This is a genomic window from Nocardioides sp., from assembly GCF_047602075.1.
Lineage (GTDB): Bacteria > Actinomycetota > Actinomycetes > Propionibacteriales > Nocardioidaceae > Nocardioides.
In genome coordinates this window covers 1,443,354-1,460,682 of the sequence record NZ_JASGIF010000001.1, presented here as the reverse complement: position 1 = coordinate 1,460,682, position 17,329 = coordinate 1,443,354, and the positions used below count along the sequence as shown (strand labels likewise).

General features: G+C 69.2%; 11 protein-coding genes. 5 read left to right on the top strand and 6 right to left on the bottom strand.

Features of this window, described 5'->3' with window-relative positions:
- The first annotated feature begins 99 nt into the window (after window positions 1-99).
- The 4 genes from QM714_RS07345 to QM714_RS07330 are packed head-to-tail and all read left to right on the top strand — an operon-like array spanning window position 100 to window position 4,478.
- Window positions 100-1,281, top strand: a complete 1,182-nt coding sequence (locus QM714_RS07345) for an acetyl-CoA C-acetyltransferase (RefSeq protein ID WP_415099038.1) — start codon at window positions 100-102, stop codon at window positions 1,279-1,281.
- A gap of 44 nt (window positions 1,282-1,325) precedes the next feature.
- Window positions 1,326-2,276, top strand: a complete 951-nt coding sequence (gene meaB / locus QM714_RS07340) for a methylmalonyl Co-A mutase-associated GTPase MeaB (protein ID WP_415101011.1) — start codon at window positions 1,326-1,328, stop codon at window positions 2,274-2,276.
- Between the two features lie 33 nt (window positions 2,277-2,309).
- A complete protein-coding gene (locus QM714_RS07335; RefSeq protein ID WP_415099036.1) occupies window positions 2,310-3,533 on the top strand; it encodes an acetyl-CoA hydrolase/transferase family protein in 1,224 nt (407 codons plus the stop codon).
- Window positions 3,534-3,566: 33 nt separating this feature from the next.
- On the top strand, window positions 3,567-4,478 hold the full coding sequence (locus QM714_RS07330; RefSeq protein WP_415099034.1) for a co-chaperone YbbN: 912 nt from the start codon (window positions 3,567-3,569) through the stop codon (window positions 4,476-4,478).
- Between the two features lie 93 nt (window positions 4,479-4,571).
- Here the strand turns inward: QM714_RS07330 and ppdK are convergent, their stop codons facing one another.
- Together ppdK and QM714_RS07320 are read right to left on the bottom strand one after the other, a co-directional pair.
- A complete protein-coding gene (gene ppdK / locus QM714_RS07325) occupies window positions 4,572-7,265 on the bottom strand; it encodes a pyruvate, phosphate dikinase (protein WP_415099032.1) in 2,694 nt (897 codons plus the stop codon).
- A gap of 55 nt (window positions 7,266-7,320) precedes the next feature.
- Window positions 7,321-8,373, bottom strand: coding sequence for an NUDIX hydrolase (locus QM714_RS07320; protein WP_415099030.1), 1,053 nt, complete (start codon window positions 8,371-8,373; stop codon window positions 7,321-7,323).
- Window positions 8,374-8,737: 364 nt separating this feature from the next.
- On the opposite strand from QM714_RS07320, the gene QM714_RS07315 reads away from it, so the two are divergent.
- Complete coding sequence (locus QM714_RS07315) at window positions 8,738-9,679, top strand: type IV toxin-antitoxin system AbiEi family antitoxin domain-containing protein (protein ID WP_415099028.1); 942 nt, start codon at window positions 8,738-8,740, stop codon at window positions 9,677-9,679.
- Between the two features lie 203 nt (window positions 9,680-9,882).
- On the opposite strand, the gene glgB is transcribed toward QM714_RS07315, so the two are convergent.
- Genes glgB through QM714_RS07295 form a run of 4 tightly spaced genes read right to left on the bottom strand, consistent with a single transcriptional unit; the run spans window position 9,883 to window position 17,272 of the window.
- Window positions 9,883-12,117, bottom strand: coding sequence for a 1,4-alpha-glucan branching protein GlgB (gene glgB / locus QM714_RS07310; protein ID WP_415099026.1), 2,235 nt, complete (start codon window positions 12,115-12,117; stop codon window positions 9,883-9,885).
- Between the two features lie 21 nt (window positions 12,118-12,138).
- Complete coding sequence (locus QM714_RS07305) at window positions 12,139-13,593, bottom strand: maltokinase N-terminal cap-like domain-containing protein (RefSeq protein ID WP_415099024.1); 1,455 nt, start codon at window positions 13,591-13,593, stop codon at window positions 12,139-12,141.
- On the bottom strand, window positions 13,590-15,287 hold the full coding sequence (treS, locus tag QM714_RS07300) for a maltose alpha-D-glucosyltransferase (RefSeq protein ID WP_415099022.1): 1,698 nt from the start codon (window positions 15,285-15,287) through the stop codon (window positions 13,590-13,592). The genes QM714_RS07305 and treS overlap by 4 nt, the downstream gene beginning before the upstream one ends.
- The gene (locus QM714_RS07295; RefSeq protein ID WP_415099020.1) at window positions 15,284-17,272 is read right to left on the bottom strand and encodes a maltotransferase domain-containing protein; all 1,989 of its coding nucleotides are present in this window, start codon (window positions 17,270-17,272) and stop codon (window positions 15,284-15,286) included. Before QM714_RS07295 ends, treS begins: the two co-directional genes overlap by 4 nt.
- Window positions 17,273-17,329 lie beyond the last annotated feature (57 nt).

The window sequence follows — 17,329 nt, the reverse complement described above, 5'->3', positions numbered from 1 at the left end:
GCCGGATCGGCGGATGGGTACTCTCGGCCTAGCTGGAGGAAGCCTTTCCAGCCGGCCCGGATCGTCCCTGGGCCCGTTCCGATCTAGCTGGAGGCCACCATGTCCGGATCCGTCATCGTTGCGGGAGCTCGCACCCCGATCGGGCGTCTGCTGGGTGGCCTGAAGGACCAGACCGCTGCCGACCTGGGCGGCGTGGCCATCAAGGCCGCGCTCGAGAAGAGCGGCGTGGCCCCTGAGCAGGTGGAGTACGTGATCATGGGCCAGGTCATCCAGGCTGGTGCCGGCCAGATCACCGCGCGCCAGGCAGCGGTCAAGGCGGGCATCCCGATGACGGTGCCGTCGATCACGATCAACAAGGTCTGTCTCTCGGGCATCAACGCCATCGCGATGGCCGACCAGCTGATCCGTGCGGGCGAGCACGAGATCATCGTTGCGGGCGGCATGGAGTCGATGACCCGGGCGCCGCACCTGCTGCCGAAGTCCCGGGAGGGGTTCAAGTACGGCGACACCACGCTGGTCGACTCGATGGCCTACGACGCCCTCTACGACCAGTTCACCGACCAGGCCATGGGCTCGCTGACAGAGGCCTGCAACGCGGCTGGCGCTCAGCTGACCCGTGAGGAGCAGGACGCGTTCTCGGCACGGTCGCATCAGCGCGCCGCAGAGGCCTGGAAGAACGGCGTCTTCGATGACGAGGTCGTGCCGGTGGTGATCAAGTCCCGCCGTGGCGAGGTGGTCGTCTCCACCGACGAGGGTGTCCGCGGGGACACCACGGCGGAGTCCCTCGGCGGGCTGCGGCCGGCCTTCAGCAAGGACGGCACCATCACCGCTGGGTCCGCCTCGCAGATCTCCGACGGCGCGGCCGCGGTGGTGGTGATGAGCAAGGCCAAGGCGGAGGAGCTCGGGCTGACCTGGCTCGCCGAGATCGGCGCCTCCGGCCAGGTGGCCGGTCCGGACTCCACCCTTCAGATGCAACCTGCCCGGGCGATCCGCGCGGCGGCCGCCAAGGAGGGCATCGCGATCGAGGACATCGACCTGTTCGAGCTGAACGAGGCGTTCGCCGCAGTCGGCATCGAGTCGGCCCGCGACCTCGGCATCGACGACGACAAGGTGAACGTCAACGGAGGCGCGATCGCGCTGGGCCACCCGGTCGGCATGTCCGGCGCGCGCATCGTGCTGCACCTGGCGTTGGAGCTCAAGCGACGCGGCGGAGGAGTCGGCGCCGCGGCGTTGTGCGGTGGCGGTGGTCAGGGTGACGCCCTGATCGTGCGGGTGCCCTGACGGGCCGCCCGACAGACTCGCTCTCCAGCGGACTAGCTGTGGATCTGGACAACCTCGTCGCGCGGGCCCGGGTCGGCGATGCGCGGGCGGTGGCCCGGCTGATCTCGCTGGTCGAGGACGCCTCACCGCTGCTGCGAGAGGTGATGGCCCGGTTGACGCCGTACGTCGGTCGTGCCCGCGTGGTGGGCATCACCGGCGCGCCCGGGGTCGGCAAGTCCACGGTCACCTCGGCTCTGGTCGGCGAGCTGCGTCGGGAGGGGCGGCGAGTCGGAGTGCTCGCCGTGGACCCCTCGTCGCCGTTCTCCGGTGGTGCGCTGCTCGGGGACCGGATCCGGATGCAGGAGCATGCGCTGGACCCGGAGGTCTACATCCGATCGATGGCCTCGCGCGGCCATCTCGGTGGGTTGTCCTGGGCCACGCCGCAGGCCATCCGAGTGCTCGACGCCGCCGGTTGCGAGGTGATCCTGGTCGAGACGGTGGGCGTCGGCCAGAGCGAGGTCGAGATCGCGGGCCTGGCGGACACCACCGTGGTGCTGCTCGCGCCGGGGATGGGCGACGGCATCCAGGCGGCCAAGGCCGGGATCCTCGAGATCGGTGACGTCTTCGTGGTCAACAAGGCCGATCGAGAGGGCGCCCGCAAGGTGGTCCGCGATCTGCGTTCGATGGTGCGGCTCGCGCCTCGTGAGGAGAACCGTTGGGTGCCGCCGGTGCTCAGCACCGTCGGTCTTCGCGGTGAGGGGTTGGCCGAGGTCGTTGCCGAGCTGGACGCGCATCACGCCTGGCAGGTGGCGCACGGCGAGCTGGACCGGCGTCGTGCTCGACGCGCTCGCGAGGAGGTGACCGCGCTCGCCGTGGCCACGCTGCGGGAGCGGTGGAGCGCGCCGGGCGACCCGGTCGGCCTCGAGAAGCTCGCCGCCGAGGTCGCCTCGGGCGTGCTCGACCCCTACTCTGCGGCCGACAGTGTGGTGCAGGAGACGCTTCACACACCCCGTTGACTGCCCGCCCCGAACCGGTGGTTGGGTGGGAGCATGACCGACGCGGAAGAACGGCTTCGCCAGCGCCTGCGTGACCTGCCCGAGGAGCCGCGGATCGTCGCGACGGGCAACCATGTCAGCCCATGGCACACGCTCGGACTGCTGGACGAGGCCGTGCCGGCGTACCGTCTCTGGCTCCTCAACGCCCAGCGCGGCGTGCCCGATCGCGACGGAGTGATCTTGGAGACCGCGTTCGTCGGGCCAGGCATGCGTCGGAGCAGCCGGCTCAGCTATACACCCTGCCGACTGTCGTTGGTGCCGTCGCTGTTCGGCGGCCCGCAGCCGCCCGACGTCGTCGTCCTGCACACCACCAGGCCCCGGGACGGCAAGCTGTCGCTCGGGACCGAGGTCAACATCCTGCCTGCCGCCCTCGAGGCGGTGCGCCGCCGCGGCGGCCTGGTGGTCGCGCAGGTGAACCGCAACATGCCCTGGACCTTCGGCGACGCGATCATCTCCGAGGACATCGTCGACGTGATGCTCGAGGCAGACATCGAGTTGCCGACCGCGCCGGCGGGCGCGGTCGACGAGGAGTCCGCGCTGATCGGGTCGATGGTCGCTGCCCGGGTCGCCGACGGGGCCACCCTGCAGGCCGGGATCGGCGCGGTGCCTGACGCGGCGCTGCACGGGCTCACCACCAGGCGCGGGCTGCGGGTCTGGACGGAGATGTTCAGCGACAGCGTCCTCGCGCTGGAGCGGGCCGGAGCCCTGGACCGCACGGTGCCGATCAGCGCGTCCTTCCTGTTCGGGTCGCCCGACCTGATGGAGTGGGTCCACGACAACGACCGCATCGAGATGGTGCGCACCGAGGTCACCAACGACCCGGCCCGGATCGCGCGCAACCCGGCGATGGTCAGCGTCAACACCGCGCTCCAGGTCGACCTGTTCGGTCAGGCCAACGCGTCGCGGATCAACGCTCGGATCCACTCCGGCTTCGGCGGGCAGACCGACTTCATCGTCGGCGCCCTGCACAGTCAGGGCGGCCAGTCGATCCTGGCGCTGCGCTCTTGGCACCCTAAGGCGGACGTCTCCACGATCGTGCCGCTGGTGGACGAGCCGGTGACCTCCTTCCAGCCGACCGCGGTGATCACTGAACAGGGAGTGGCCGAGGTCTTCGGCTACGACCAACAGGCCCAGGCCCGCCACCTGATCCGCGATGCAGCCCACCCCCGGGTGCGCGAGGAGCTCTGGGAGGAGGCCGCGGCCCTCGGCCTGGCGTAGACCTCGTCGCCTCGACCTCTATCATTTGTCCACGTGAGCGAGCAGCCCTTCAGCCGTCCCGGCGCCATCGACCTCTCCGGCCTGCAACAGACCCCTTCTGCAGGCGCTGGTGGTGCTCCTGCAGGGTCGGCGTACGCCGTGCAACTGACCGAGGAGAACTTCCAGTCGGTCCTCGAGTCGTCGATGACGGCTCCCGTCGTGTTGGTGTTCTACTCCCGGAGCAGGGCGCCGCAGAGCGGCCAGCTCGCGGACGACGCCGCGACCTTGTCGGGCGAGTTCGAGGGTCGCTTCCTGGCCGGCCTGGTCGATGTCGACCAGAGCCCCGCCATCGCGCAGGCGATGCAGATCCCGTCGGTGCCGCTCGTGGTCGTGGTGCTCGAGGGGCGGCCGATGCCGCTGCTGCAGGACGCGATCCCGATCGATCAGCTGCGGACCGCGCTGACCCAGGTGCTCCAGTCCCTCACCGCCCAGGGTGTCACCGGTCGCCACCAACCCCGCACGGTCGCCGCTGCGGAGGGGGAGGAGCCGGTGGCCGATCCGCGGTACGCCGCGGCCGAGGACGCGCTCGCCGCCAACGACATCGACGGCGCGGTCGCCGAGTATCAGAAGCTGGTCGACGCAAACCCCGCCGACACCGAGGCCGCTGCCGGGCTCGCGATGGCCACCCTGCTCAAGCGCACGCTCGACGTGGACGCCACCGCGGCGCGCGCTGCCGCCGCCGACCGCCCCGACGACGTGGCCGCTCAGATGCTGGTGGCCGACCTCGACCTGGTCGGCGGCCATGTGGAGGACGCCTTCGCCCGCTTGGTCGACGTGGTCCGCCGCACCGTCGGCGACGACCGCGACACCGCTCGCCAGCACCTTCTCGAGCTCTTCGCCGCCGTCGGCAACGACGACCCCCGAGTCCTCAAGGGCCGACAGAACCTCGCCTCCGCCCTCTTCTGAGGTCGTTGTCCACAGCAGTTTCGGGTAGTACGGTCCCGATTGGCTGGTTCCCGTGCGGCAAACCAGCCAATCGGGACCGTACTACCTCAGGCGTCAGCTGGACTGCTCGAGGGTGGCGCGGGCGGCCTCCAGGCGGGCGACGGGGACCCGGAAGGGCGAGCAGGAGACGTAGTCCAGACCCACGGCGTTGAAGAAGTGGATCGAGTCGGGGTCGCCGCCATGCTCGCCGCAGACACCGAGGTGCAGCTCGGGCCGGGTGGCTCGGCCGTCCTCGGAGGCCTTGCGGACCAGCGCCCCGACGCCCTCGGTGTCGAGGGACTCGAACGGGGAGACGGGGAAGATGCCGGCGTCGAGGTATTCGGAGAAGAACGATGCCTCCACGTCGTCACGCGAGAAGCCCCAGGTCATCTGGGTCAGGTCGTTGGTGCCGAAGGAGAAGAACTCCGCCGCCTCCGCGATCTGGCCCGCCGTCATCGCCGCCCTCGGGAGCTCGATCATGGTGCCGATCTTGAACGGGATCTCGACGCCCTCCCGCTCCTGGATCTTCTTGGCGACTTCGATGATGTGCTCCTTGACCACGTTGAGCTCGCGGATCGAAGCGACCAGCGGGATCATGATCTCGGGGTGCGGGTCCCCGCCGGCGCGGAGCCGTCGGGCGGCCGCCTCGAGGATGGCTCGGGCCTGCATCTCGAAGAGCCCCGGGATCACGATGCCGAGGCGGACGCCGCGCAGACCCAGCATGGGGTTCATCTCGTGCAGCCGCTTCACGGCGTCGAGCAGACGGATCTGGCGCATGTCGTGCTTGCCGTGCGCATCCTCGATGGCCACCTTGACCGAGAGCTCGGTCATGTCGGGGAGGAACTCGTGCAGGGGCGGGTCGATCAGCCGGATGGTGACCGGGAGGCCGTCCATGGCCTCGAGGATCTCGACGAAGTCCTGTCTCTGCAGGGGGAGCAGCGCGTCCAGTGCCTTGGCCTGAGCGGGCTCGTCCTCGGCCACGATCAGGTGCTCGACCAGCTCGCGGCGATCACCGAGGAACATGTGCTCGGTGCGGCACAGGCCGATGCCCTGGGCGCCGAACCGACGGGCCCGGGCGGCGTCCTCGGGATTGTCGGCGTTGGCGCGCACCTGGAGGCGGCGTACGCCGTCGGCGCGGCCCATGATGGCAGCGACCGAGTCGACCAGGTCGTCGTCGGCGAAGGCCTCACCCTCGAAGTAGCGCACCACGTGGGAGTCGGCCACCGGGACGGCGCCGTCGAACACTTCGCCGGTCGAACCGTCGATCGAGATCAGGTCGCCCTCGTGCACGACCCCGCCTCCGCGGATCCGGAACTGCCTGGTCTTGACGTCGACGTCGAGGTCGTCGGCGCCGCACACGCAGGTGCGGCCCATGCCACGCGCGACCACCGCGGCGTGCGAGGTCTTGCCGCCGCGACTGGTGAGGACTCCGCGGCTGACCATCATGCCGCGCAGGTCGTCGGGGTTGGTCTCCTTGCGGACCAAGATCACCTCTTCGCCCCGGTCCGACCACTCGACGGCGGTGTCGGAGTCGAAGACGACCTTGCCGACCGCGGCGCCCGGTGAGGCGTTCATGCCTCTGGCGATGAGCCTGCGCTCGGCCGCTTCGTCGAAGCGTGGGAACATCAACTGGGCCAGCTGGCCACCGGTCACCCGCAGCACGGCTTCGTTGTCGTCGATCAATCCGTCGTCGACCATGTGGTGTGCGATCCGGAAGGCGGCCTCCGGAGTGCGCTTGCCGACCCGGGTCTGCAGCATCCACAGTTTGCCGCGCTCGATGGTGAACTCGATGTCACACATGTCGGCGTAGTGGTCTTCCAGTGCGCTCATGATGTGGAGCAGGCCGTCGTACGACGTCTTGTCGACGCCCTCGAGCTCCTGCAACGACATGGTGTTGCGGATGCCAGCGACGACGTCCTCGCCTTGAGCGTTCTGCAGGTAGTCACCGTAGACGCCGCTCTCGCCGCTGGCCGGGTCACGGGTGAAGGCGACACCGGAACCGGAGGACACGCCCTGGTTGCCGAAGACCATGGCCTGCACGTTGACGGCCGTGCCGAGGTCCTCCGGGATGCGCTCGCTGCGGCGGTAGAGCACCGCGCGCTCGCCGTTCCAGGAGTCGAAGACTGCCTTCACGGCGAGGTCGAGCTGCTCTCGCGGATCTTGGGGGAACTCGCGCGCGGCGTGGTGGACGATGATCTTCTTGTAGGTGCCGACCAGCGCCCTCAGGTCCTCGACGTCGAGGTCGAGATCGGCGGCGGTGCCCTTGGCCTGCTTCGCCGCGTCGAGGGCGTCGGAGAAGTGCTCGGAGTCGATGTGGAGCACGGTCGCGCCGAACATCTGCAGCAGCCGACGGTAGGAGTCCCACGCAAAGCGCTCGTTGCCCCCCCGCGCGGCGAGGCCGGCCACCGAGGCGTCGTTCAGCCCGATGTTGAGGACGGTCTCCATCATCCCGGGCATGGAGAACTTGGCGCCGGAGCGCACCGAGACGAGCAGCGGGTCCTCAGGGTCGCCTAGCCGGCGACCCATCGCCTGCTCGAGGCGGCCCAAGTGCTCGGTGACCTCCTCCGCGAGCTCTGTGGGGACGGTGCCCTGCGCCAGGTAGGCCTTGCAGGCCTCGGTGCTGATCGTGAAGCCGGGTGGCACCGGGAGACCCAGGTTGGTCATCTCGGCGAGGTTCGCGCCCTTTCCGCCGAGCAGGTCTTTGAGATCCTTGTTGCCTTCAGCGAAGTCGTACACGTAGGTGGTCACGAGTCTGATACTGGCACTCATCCGAGCGGTGAGGCAGACCGTGTCTCGCTGATGGGGTGCGGGTCACATCGCGGGTTCACGTCGCAGGATCGGTGCGCCCTGACTCGGTGAACGCAGGCGCTGCCTGGTCGCCCCGGGCTCGCCTCCACGCCGCCTCGATCCGGCGTGCGGTGAAGTCCCGCGCTCTGGCCCGGACCTGGTCGAGGGTGCAGAACTCCGCACCGCGGATCTCGCGCTCCTGGTGCACGGCGGAGTCGATCAGGCTCGCCGGATGGACGCCGCCGTCGAAGACCAGGCAGACGGCGTCGTCCCAGCCACTCCAGGGCGGCAGCCAGTCGGTGAGGAGGAGGTCGCCTACGGTCAGTTCCAGGCCGAGCTCCTCGGCGATCTCGCGTTCGCTGGCCAGCCGCGGCGACTCACCGACCTCGACCACACCGCCGGGCAGATCCCAGTCGGGCTTGTAGGTGAGCTCGCAGAGCAGCACCCGATCGGCCTGGTCGCGCACCAACAACTGCGCGATCGCCCGCTTGCGGGGGAGGAAGGAGTTGAGCATGGCCCGGAAGCTCTGCGGGTCGGTGAGCGGAGGATCGGAGGCCAGCCGGGCATGGACGACGTACCCGGTCGCGTCCGGTCGGTCACCCATCCCGGCCTCTACTCGCTGGATGCCCTCCCGCCGTAGACCGGCTCTGGTCGCGATCCGCAGAGACGCCTCGTTGCTCGGGTCGACCCGAGCTTCGATCCGACGCAGGCCGAGGCCACCCAGCGAGCTCTCGGTGAGGGCCCAGTCGGCCAGCACTCGCACCGCGCGGGTGGCCAGGCCGTGTCCGCGGTGTCCGGCCCACAGGGCCCAGGAAAGGCTTCCGCCGACATCCCCTTCCGGCGTGACCTCCACGTTGCCGACAGCCTCGCCGGCGTGTTCGACGACGTACGCCGCGACCGTGCGGCCCTGCTCCCGGGCAGACCGCCACTCCGCCACCAGCAGGCGCCAGTCGTTCTCCGACGGAGGCTCGGCCCGGCCGAACCAGTGTGCGATCTCCTCGTCATGCCCCGCCACCGCGCGCGCGATGTCTTCGTCTCGCCACGGGCGCAAGGTGACCACGCCATCGGTCAGCGTGGGCTGGTCGGTCACCGGATCACCTTAGGACACGTGGTGTTGCGATGTTCCGGGGTCCGCAACGGGTCGGGGTGGAGCTGGGGGTTGCGCGGATTCGCGCCGGTGTCAAGGGCCATCTGGAGCCGAACAGTGGACTGCCCGGGTCACACGTGGGTCGCTGCTTCATCAAGGTAAGTGCATGGCGCTGTACTTCTCATGGTGTGTACGCCGTGGTAGGTGCAGGCTCGCCCACTTACCTTGATGAAGCAGCAACGGATGAGACGTCAGCGCACGAGGTGCCCACGTACGAGTCGACCTCAGCCGAGGGGATGATTAGCCGTCATCCACAGATTCCCGATGGTCAGCGTAAGCAGCCGCCAGGCTGGGCATGCTCCATGATGTGGACCCACTGAGAATCCTCGCCGAGACACGCGGCTTCTTCACGCGCGCTGAGGCCCGCGAACTCGGGTACGACGACCGCGCCATGGCCGCGATCATGCGATCCGATATCTGGCTCCGGATCAGGCGGGGCTACTACACGTTCCCCGACTTGTGGCCGGCGCGCGACGCGGTCGCCCAGCACCGCGTTCGAGCAGCTGCGGTCTTTCACGCCCTCGGGGATGTCGTGGCACTCTCCCATGTCTCGGCTGCCTTGGAGCACGGACTGCAGACGTGGGGTGTCCCGCTGGATCGAGTGCACGTGACCAGGCTCGACGGTGGCGCGGGTCGTCTTGAAGGGGACGTCGTCCATCACGTGGGAGTGGGACTAGACGGTGAGGTCGTCGAGCGAGGGGGCAAGCTCGTGACAAGTCCCACCCGCAGCGCACTGGAAGCGGGCACTCTCGGCACCCCAGAGTCAGCGCTGGTCCACCTCGACTCGTTGCTGCACCTTGAGCTGGACACGCACGAGGGACTGTTCGCCCGATTCGAGATGATGGCCAGGTGGCCGCACACGCGGCACCTCCACATCCCAGTCCGGATGGCCGATGGCGGATCTGCCAGTGCAGGTGAGTCTCGAGGGCGCTGGCTGTTCCGTATCGGTGGTCTGCCCGCGCCGGCGACACAGTTCGAGGTGCGCGCCCTCGACGGAAGGCTGATCGGGACCTGCGATTGGGGATGGCCGCAGCACGGCCTCCTCGGCGAATTCGACGGCCGGACCAAATACGGCCGCCTGCTCAAGCCGGGGATGTCGGCCGGCGAGGTCGTGTTCGCCGAGAAGCACCGTGAGGACCTCATCCGCGAGGCAAGCGGCTGCGCGATGGTTCGAATCATCTGGGACGACCTGAGTCGACCCGAGTTGACCGCTGCGCGGGTTCGACGACTGCTCCGCCAGTCCGCCTGAGGCTCCGCGGGTCCCCTCCCGTTGCTGCTTCATCAAGGTAAGTGGATGGCGCTGCACTTCTCATGGTGTATACGCCGTGGTAGGTGCAGGCTCGCCCACTTACCTTGATGAAGCAGCAACACACGCGACCAGAGTGACGCCGGCGCGGGGACAGCGGCAGATCGTCGGGCTAGGTCCACGGCCGGCGCCCCCGCCCGCCCGGTTCAGTCCGCCCGGCGGAGCCAGATGGTGGCGAGGGGGGGTACGACGAGGTCGGCGTGGGCGGGTTGGCCGGACCACTCGCCGGGGACTGCTTCGACGGCGCCGAGGTTGCCGACTCCGGAGCCGGTGTAGGTGGTGGCGTCGGTGTTGAGCACCTCTTCCCATCGCCCAGTCGATGGCAGGCCGATCCGGAAGCCCTGGTGGGGGAGCGCGGCGAAGTTGGCGATGCAGACGAGGTCAGCGGAGCCGTCCCCACTGCCGACCGACCCGGTCGATCCGTCCGGACTCTCCGATCCGCCCCCGCGTCGCAGGAAGGAGAACACGTTGCGGGCGGCGTCGTTGGCGTCGATCCAGGCGAAGCCGGCGGAGTCGCTGTCGCGGCTCCACAGTGCCGGAGAGTCGAGGTAGACCCGATTGAGGTCGCGGACCAGGGCCTGCACGCCGCTGTGTTCGGGATGGTCGAGCAGCCACCAGTCGAGTTCGCGTGCTTCGGCCCACTCGGCCTCCTGGCCGAGCTCGATCCCCATGAAGATGAGCTGCTTGCCGGGGTGTGCCCACATCAGCGCGAGATAGGCGCGCAGGTTCGCGAGTTGCTGCCACCGGTCGCCGGGCATCTTGCGCAGCAGCGACCCCTTGCCGTGCACCACTTCGTCGTGGCTGAGCGGGAGGACGTAGTTCTCCGAGTAGGCATAGACCATCGAGAAGGTCATTTCGTTGTGGTGGTAGGCACGATGCACCGGGTCGTGTGCCAGATAGGCCAACGAGTCGTGCATCCAGCCCATGTTCCACTTGAAGCCGAAGCCGAGCCCACCCGAGGAGGTGGGCCGGGTGACCCCCTCCCAGGACGTCGACTCCTCGGCGATGGTGATGGCACCGGGGACCCGCTTGTAGACCGTGCCGTTCATCTCTTGCAGGAACTGCACGGCCTCGAGGTTCTCGCGACCGCCGTACTTGTTCGGCTGCCACTGGCCGTCCTCGCGGGAGTAGTCGAGGTAGAGCATCGACGCGACCGCGTCGACCCGGAGCCCGTCGACGTGGAACTCCTCGAGCCAGTACAGCGCGTTGGCGACCAGGAAGTTGCGCACCTCCCGACGCCCGAAGTTGAAGACGAACGTCCCCCAGTCGGGGTGCTCGCCGCGAGACGGGTTGGGGTCCTCGTAGAGCGGCGTGCCGTCGAAGCGGGCCAGCGCGAAGGAGTCCTTCGGGAAGTGGGCGGGCACCCAGTCCACGATCACCCCGATGCCGGCCTGGTGCAGCCGGTCGACGAGGTAGCGGAAGCCGTCGGGGTCGCCGAAGCGCGCGGTGGGGGCGAAGTACGACGTCACCTGGTAACCCCAGGATCCGCCGAACGGATGCTCCATCACCGGCAGGAACTCCACATGGGTGAAGCCCAAGTCGCCGACGTAGCCGACCAGCTCGTCGGCGAGCTGGTGATAGCCCAGGGTCTGCCCGTAGGGCTTGCGCCACGAGCCGAGGTGCACCTCGTAGACCGACATCGGCGACTCGACCGGCTGCCGTTCCCGACGTGCGGAGAGCCAGTCCTGGTCGCCCCACTCGTAGTGGGACTCGAAGACCACCGACGACGTCGCGGGCGGCACCTCGGTGTGGAACGCCATCGGGTCGGCCTTCTCCCGCCACTCGCCGTCGGCGCCGAGGAGGAGGAACTTGTACTTGGCCCCGGAACCCACCCCCGGCACGAACAGCTCCCAGACTCCGGAGGTGCCGAGCTGTCGCAGCGGGTGCTCGCGGCCGTCCCAGTTGTTGAAGTCGGCCTTCACCCGCACGCCCCGCGCCCCGGGCGCCCAGACGGCGAAGGAGGTGCCGGACACTTGGTCGGCGTAGTGGTGCACGTGTGCGCCGAGGACGTCCCACAGCCGCTCGTGTCGGCCCTCGTTGATCAGGTGCAGGTCCGTCGGCCCGAGAGTGGGCAGGAAGCGGTAGGGGTCGTCGAGCACCAGCGGATCGGCGGTGTAGGTCACCTCGATGCGATAGTCGGGCACGTCGGCCACCGGGAGCACGCCGGCCCAGATGCCGGAGTACTCGTGCTCCAGCTCGACCGACGCGTCGGCGTATCTGACCGCCACGCGTGAGGCGAGCGGCTTGTAGACCCGCACCGTCACCCCCCCGTCGTAGGGATGTGGGCCGAGGATGGCATGCGGTTGGCCGTGGCGACCCTCGATGAGCAGGTCGAGCTCGCGCCTCTCCACGGGCTGGACTGCTGGCGCCTGCGGCGACATATGGCCTCCTAGACCTCGAACCTAGACCTCGGACTGTTGGATGGTGAGAGTCGTGATCGCGGACAGCGGGATGTCGACCCAGGCCGGCCTGTTGCGTGCTTCGTAGACGGCTTCGTAGACAGCCTTGTCCGCGAGGTACGCCGCAAGCAGGACCCGCTCGGTGTCGGTGACCGCGCGGTCGCCGACGTACGACGTCACGAAGGCGTCGCCGTTGAGGCCGACCCACTCGTCGCCACGGAAGGCGAGCTGGTTGGCACTGGCCGGGCTGTCCGCGCCCATCGTCCGCTCCACGACCCGCGCCGCGTAGTCGAAGGAGCGCACCATCCCGGCCACGTCGCGCCACACGGAGTCTGGCTGCGAGCGCTCAGCCAGCGACTTGGCCGGCTCGCCCTCGAAGTCGACCAGCTTCCACCCGTGCACGGTGCGCAGGGTCTGGCCGAGGTGGAGGTCTCCGTGGACGCGCTGCACAGGTGCCGTGCCCAGGTCGGCGAGCCGGTCGAAGAGCGACCGCAGATTGGGCGCGTGGTCGGCGAGTTCGGGGACCGCGGCCACTGCCGCCTCGAGTCGCTCGGTCATCTGGTCGGCGACGAAGCCCAGGTCGACGGTGCCGGTGCCGAACTGCTCGCGCAGGTCGCGGTGCACCGCGGCGACCGCCTCGCCCAGCCGCGCGGACTCGCCGGCGAAATCGCCGCCGACCTCTTCGGCGTGCAGGTCGGCCTCGGCGAACAGGTTCCGCACGCTGGCCTGGGCCAGGTCCCAGCCGTCGCTCGCCGTCCGGAGCAGCTCCTGCAGCATGCCGAGTTGCACGACCTCCCCGTTCGTCGAGGCCCCGTTCGTCGAGGCCCCGTCGGCTGGAACAGAGGTCTCCACCCACCCGTAGAGCCGGGCGATGTGGTCGGAGCCGGCCCGGGTGAGGCGCTCGTGGATCTCGATGTCGGGGTTGCGCCCCGGCGTCAGCCGGCGGAACAGCTTGAGCAGGCACTCCTCGCCGAAGAGCACCGTGGAGTTGGACTGCTCGCCGGTGAACGGCGTCGACAGCGCCTCCGGGTCGAGCTCGAGGCTGGGCAGGGAGTGGAAGGACAACGGTCCAGCGCCAGCCCCAGCAGCCGGGTCGACGAAGGCCCGCAGCCAGCAGGCCATGGCGGACCGATCGTGGACCGCGTCGTAGGCATGCACCGACCCGAACTGCTCGTCCTCCCACAGCCCCAGGTGGGCGTGGGACAGCCGCTCCTCCGGGCGCTCGTAGAGCGCAAGCGGGAGTTGGTAGAGCTCGCTGCCGCCCTCGGGGTCGGCGTACTCCACGACGGCAAGGTAGACGACCGGCGGGAGCGGGTCGGCCGACGCTGGTACGGCGCCGACCCGGTGCACCGCCGACACCCGGAACGGTCGCCCCTTGCCGCCGAACCAGCGCTGCCCGGACAGGAAGGGCTCGACCAGGTCGGCTCGGCTCGAGACGCTGGGGCCGGAGGCGGTCACGGCGCGCCCTCCCCGGGAAGCTCGGTCAGCCGGAACCAGTAGAAGCCGTAGCCGCCGATGGTGAGCAGGTAGGGCAGCTCGCCGATGCGTGGGAACGGCACCCCGCCGAGCAGCTCGACGGGGTGGAAGCCCTCCCAGCGGCGCAGGTCCAGCTCCACGGGTTGCGGGAAGCGGGAGAGGTTGTTGACGCACAAGATCGTGTCGGAGCTGCCGTCCGCGCGGGTGTGGTCACGCACGTAGGAGAGCACCGACGGGTTGGAGCCACCGAGGTCGGTGAAGTTGCCCAGCCCGAAGGCCTCGTGCTGCTTGCGTGCGTGGATCATCCGTCGGGTCCACTGCAGCAAGGACGACGAGTCGGCGAGCTGAGCCTCCACGTTGACGCTCTGATAGCCGAACACGGGATCTTGGATCGGCGGCAGCGCCAGTCGACCAGGGTTGGCGGAGGAGAAGCCGGCGTTGCGATCCGGCGTCCACTGCATCGGCGTGCGCACCCCGTCCCGGTCGCCCAGCCAGATGTTGTCGCCCATCCCGATCTCGTCGCCGTAGTAGAGCACCGGTGATCCCGGCAGCGACAGCAGCAGGGCGGTGAAGAGCTCCATCTGGTTGGTGTCGTTCTCCAACAGTGGAGCGAGCCGGCGCCGGATGCCGATGTTGGCCTTCATCCGGGGATCTTGGGCATACTCCGCCCACATGTAGTCGCGGTCCTCGTCGGTGACCATCTCCAGGGTCAGCTCGTCGTGGTTGCGCAAGAAGATGCCCCACTGACAGCCCTGGGGGATGGGCGGGGTCTGCTCGAGGATCTCCGAAATGGGATAGCGCGACTCGCGCCGCACCGCCATGAAGATGCGGGGCATCACCGGGAAGTGGAAGCACATGTGGCATTCCGTGCCCACCCAGGCACCCGACTCGTCGTGGCGACCACCGAAGTAGTCGACCACGTCGGAGGGCCACTGGTTGGCCTCGGCGAGCAGCACCCGACCGGGATAGTGCTCGTCGACGTAGGAGCGCACCTTGGCCAGGAACGCGTGCGTCTCGGGGAGGTTCTCGCCGTTGGTGCCGGGGCGCTCGTAGAGGTAGGGCACCGCATCCAGCCGGAAGCCGTCCAGCCCCATCTCGAGCCAGAACGACAACGCCTCCAAGATCGCGTCGTGCACCCGCGGGTTGTCGTAGTTGAGGTCGGGCTGGTGGGAGAAGAACCGGTGCCAGAAGTACTGCTGGCGCACCGGGTCCCAGGTCCAGTTGGACGGTTCGGTGTCGACGAAGATGACGCGGGCCTCGGCGTAGAGGTCGTCGGTGTCGGACCAGACGTAGAAGTCGCCGTACGGTCCCTCCGGGTCGGACCGTGACGCCTGGAACCACGGATGGGCGTCGCTGGTGTGATTCATGACGAAGTCGATGATCACCCGCATGCCGCGCTCGTGGGCCGCCGCGACGAAGGTCCGGAAGTCCTCCACCGTGCCGAACTCGGGCAGCACCGAGGTGTAGTCGGCGACGTCGTAGCCGCCGTCGCGCAGGGGAGAGGTGAAGAACGGCGGCACCCACAGGCAGTCGACGCCTAGCCAGGCGAGATAGTCGAGCTTGTCGACGAGGCCCTCGAAGTCTCCGGTGCCGTCACCGTTGCCGTCGTGGTAGGAGCGGACCAGCACCTCGTAGAACACCGCGGAGCGATACCACTCCGCGTCAGTCGTGCTCACCCGTGGCCCGCCTTCCGCACGCTGAGCACGTGGGCGGGCTCGCCGCCCGGGCCGAGCCGGACGTAGTTGTCGACGTGCCAGGTCCAGCTGTCGCCGGTGAACTGGTCGGTGACCTGGAACGAGTCACCCCACTCCAGGCCGAGCGCGGGCAGGTCCAGGTGCACGGTGGTCTCCCGGGTGGCGTGGGGGTCGACGTTGACCACGACGATGACGGTGTCGGTGCCGCCGGCGCCGTCCGGCGTGGTCTTGCTGTAGGCCAGGATGGCCGGGTCGTCGGTCGCGTGGACGGTGAGGTTGCGCAGTCGCTGCAGGGCAGGGTGCTCGCGGCGGATCTCGTTGAGCCGGGTGAGGTACGCCGCCAGCGTGTGGCCCGACGTCTCCGCCTCGGCCCAGTCGCGGATGCGGATCTGGTATTTCTCCGAGTCGAGATACTCCTCGCTGCCGGGTCGGACGGCGACGTGCTCGAACAGCTCGTAGCCGGCGTAGACGCCCCAGTTCGGGGAGCTGGTGGCCGCGAGGACGGCGCGGATCTTGAACGCGGCAGGGCCGCCGTACTGCAGGTAGGCGTGCAGGATGTCGGGGGTGTTGACGAAGAAGTTCGGCCGCATCAGGTGGTCGGTCTCGGCGGCGAGCTCGACGAGGTAGTCGGCCAGCTCGTCCTTGCCGTTGCGCCAGGTGAAGTAGGTGTAGGACTGGTGGAAGCCGACCGAGCCGAGCCCGCGCATCATGGCCGGCCGGGTGAACGCTTCGGCGAGGAACAGCACGTCGGGGTCGGTGCGGCGGATCTCGCCGAGCAGCCACTCCCAAAACGGCACCGGCTTGGTGTGCGGGTTGTCGACCCGGAAGATCCGCACGCCGTGCGCCATCCAGAGCCGGACCACCCGCAGGATCTCGCGGCTGATCCCCTCGGGGTCGTTGTCGAAGTTGAGGGGGTAGATGTCCTGATACTTCTTCGGCGGGTTCTCCGCGTAGGCGATGGTGCCGTCGGCGCGGGTGGTGAACCACTCCGGATGGCTGGCCACCCAGGGATGGTCGGGCGCGCACTGCAGGGCCAGGTCGAGGGCGACCTCCAGGCCCAGCTCACGTGCGTGTGCGACGAAGCCGTCGAAGTCGTCGAAGTCGCCCAGGTCGGGATGGATCGCGTCGTGCCCACCGAACCGGCTGCCGATCGCCCATGGCGACCCGGGGTCGGCAGGGCTTGGGTCGAGGGTGTTGTTGGGGCCCTTGCGGTTGACCTCGCCGATCGGGTGGATGGGCGGTAGGTAGACCACGTCGAAGCCCATCGCCGCGACCGCGTCGAGCCGCTTCGCCGCGGTGGTGAGGGTGCCGCTCACCACCGTGCCGTCGGCGGCGAGGTGGGCGCCCTCGGAGCGGGGGAAGAACTCATACCAGCTGCTGAAGAGGGCGCGCTCGCGGTCGGCGTACGCCGGGAAGGGGCCGGCCGTGGTGAGCATCTCGCGGAGTGGGTAGGCCGAGAGCACCCGCCACAGCTCGGTGTCCTCAAGGGCTGCGAGCCTGGCCTCGACCGGCCGGCGGGTGTCCTTGGCGGCGGCGGTGGCGGCCTTGACGATCTCGCGGGACCTCTTGTCACCGCGCGGCAGACGGCGGTGCACCTGCTGGAGCAGCAGCCGGCCCTCGGTGAACATCAGCTCGACGTCGACGCCTGCCCGGATCTTCAGGGGCGCGTCGTGGTGCCAGGTGCCGAGCGGGTCGGACCACGACTGCACCTCGAACGACCAGGCGCCGGCCTGATCGGGGGTGACCCAGGCGGTGTAGCGGTCGGGGGTCTCGGGGCGAGTCTGCATCGGCACCGGTGCGCGCCGCTTGCGGTCGGGGCCGGTCAGCACCACCTCGGTGCCGAGCTGGTCGTGACCCTCCCGGAAGACGGTCGCGGAGACGGGGAACGCCTCGCCCACGGTCGCCTTCGCGGGGCGCCCGCCGTCGACCACGGGCCTCACGTCCATGATGGGGATGCGTCCGACCATGGGGCAACACTCGCCCACCGCGGCGGCCGCGTGCAAGGGCGTCGTCTTGGTTCGGAC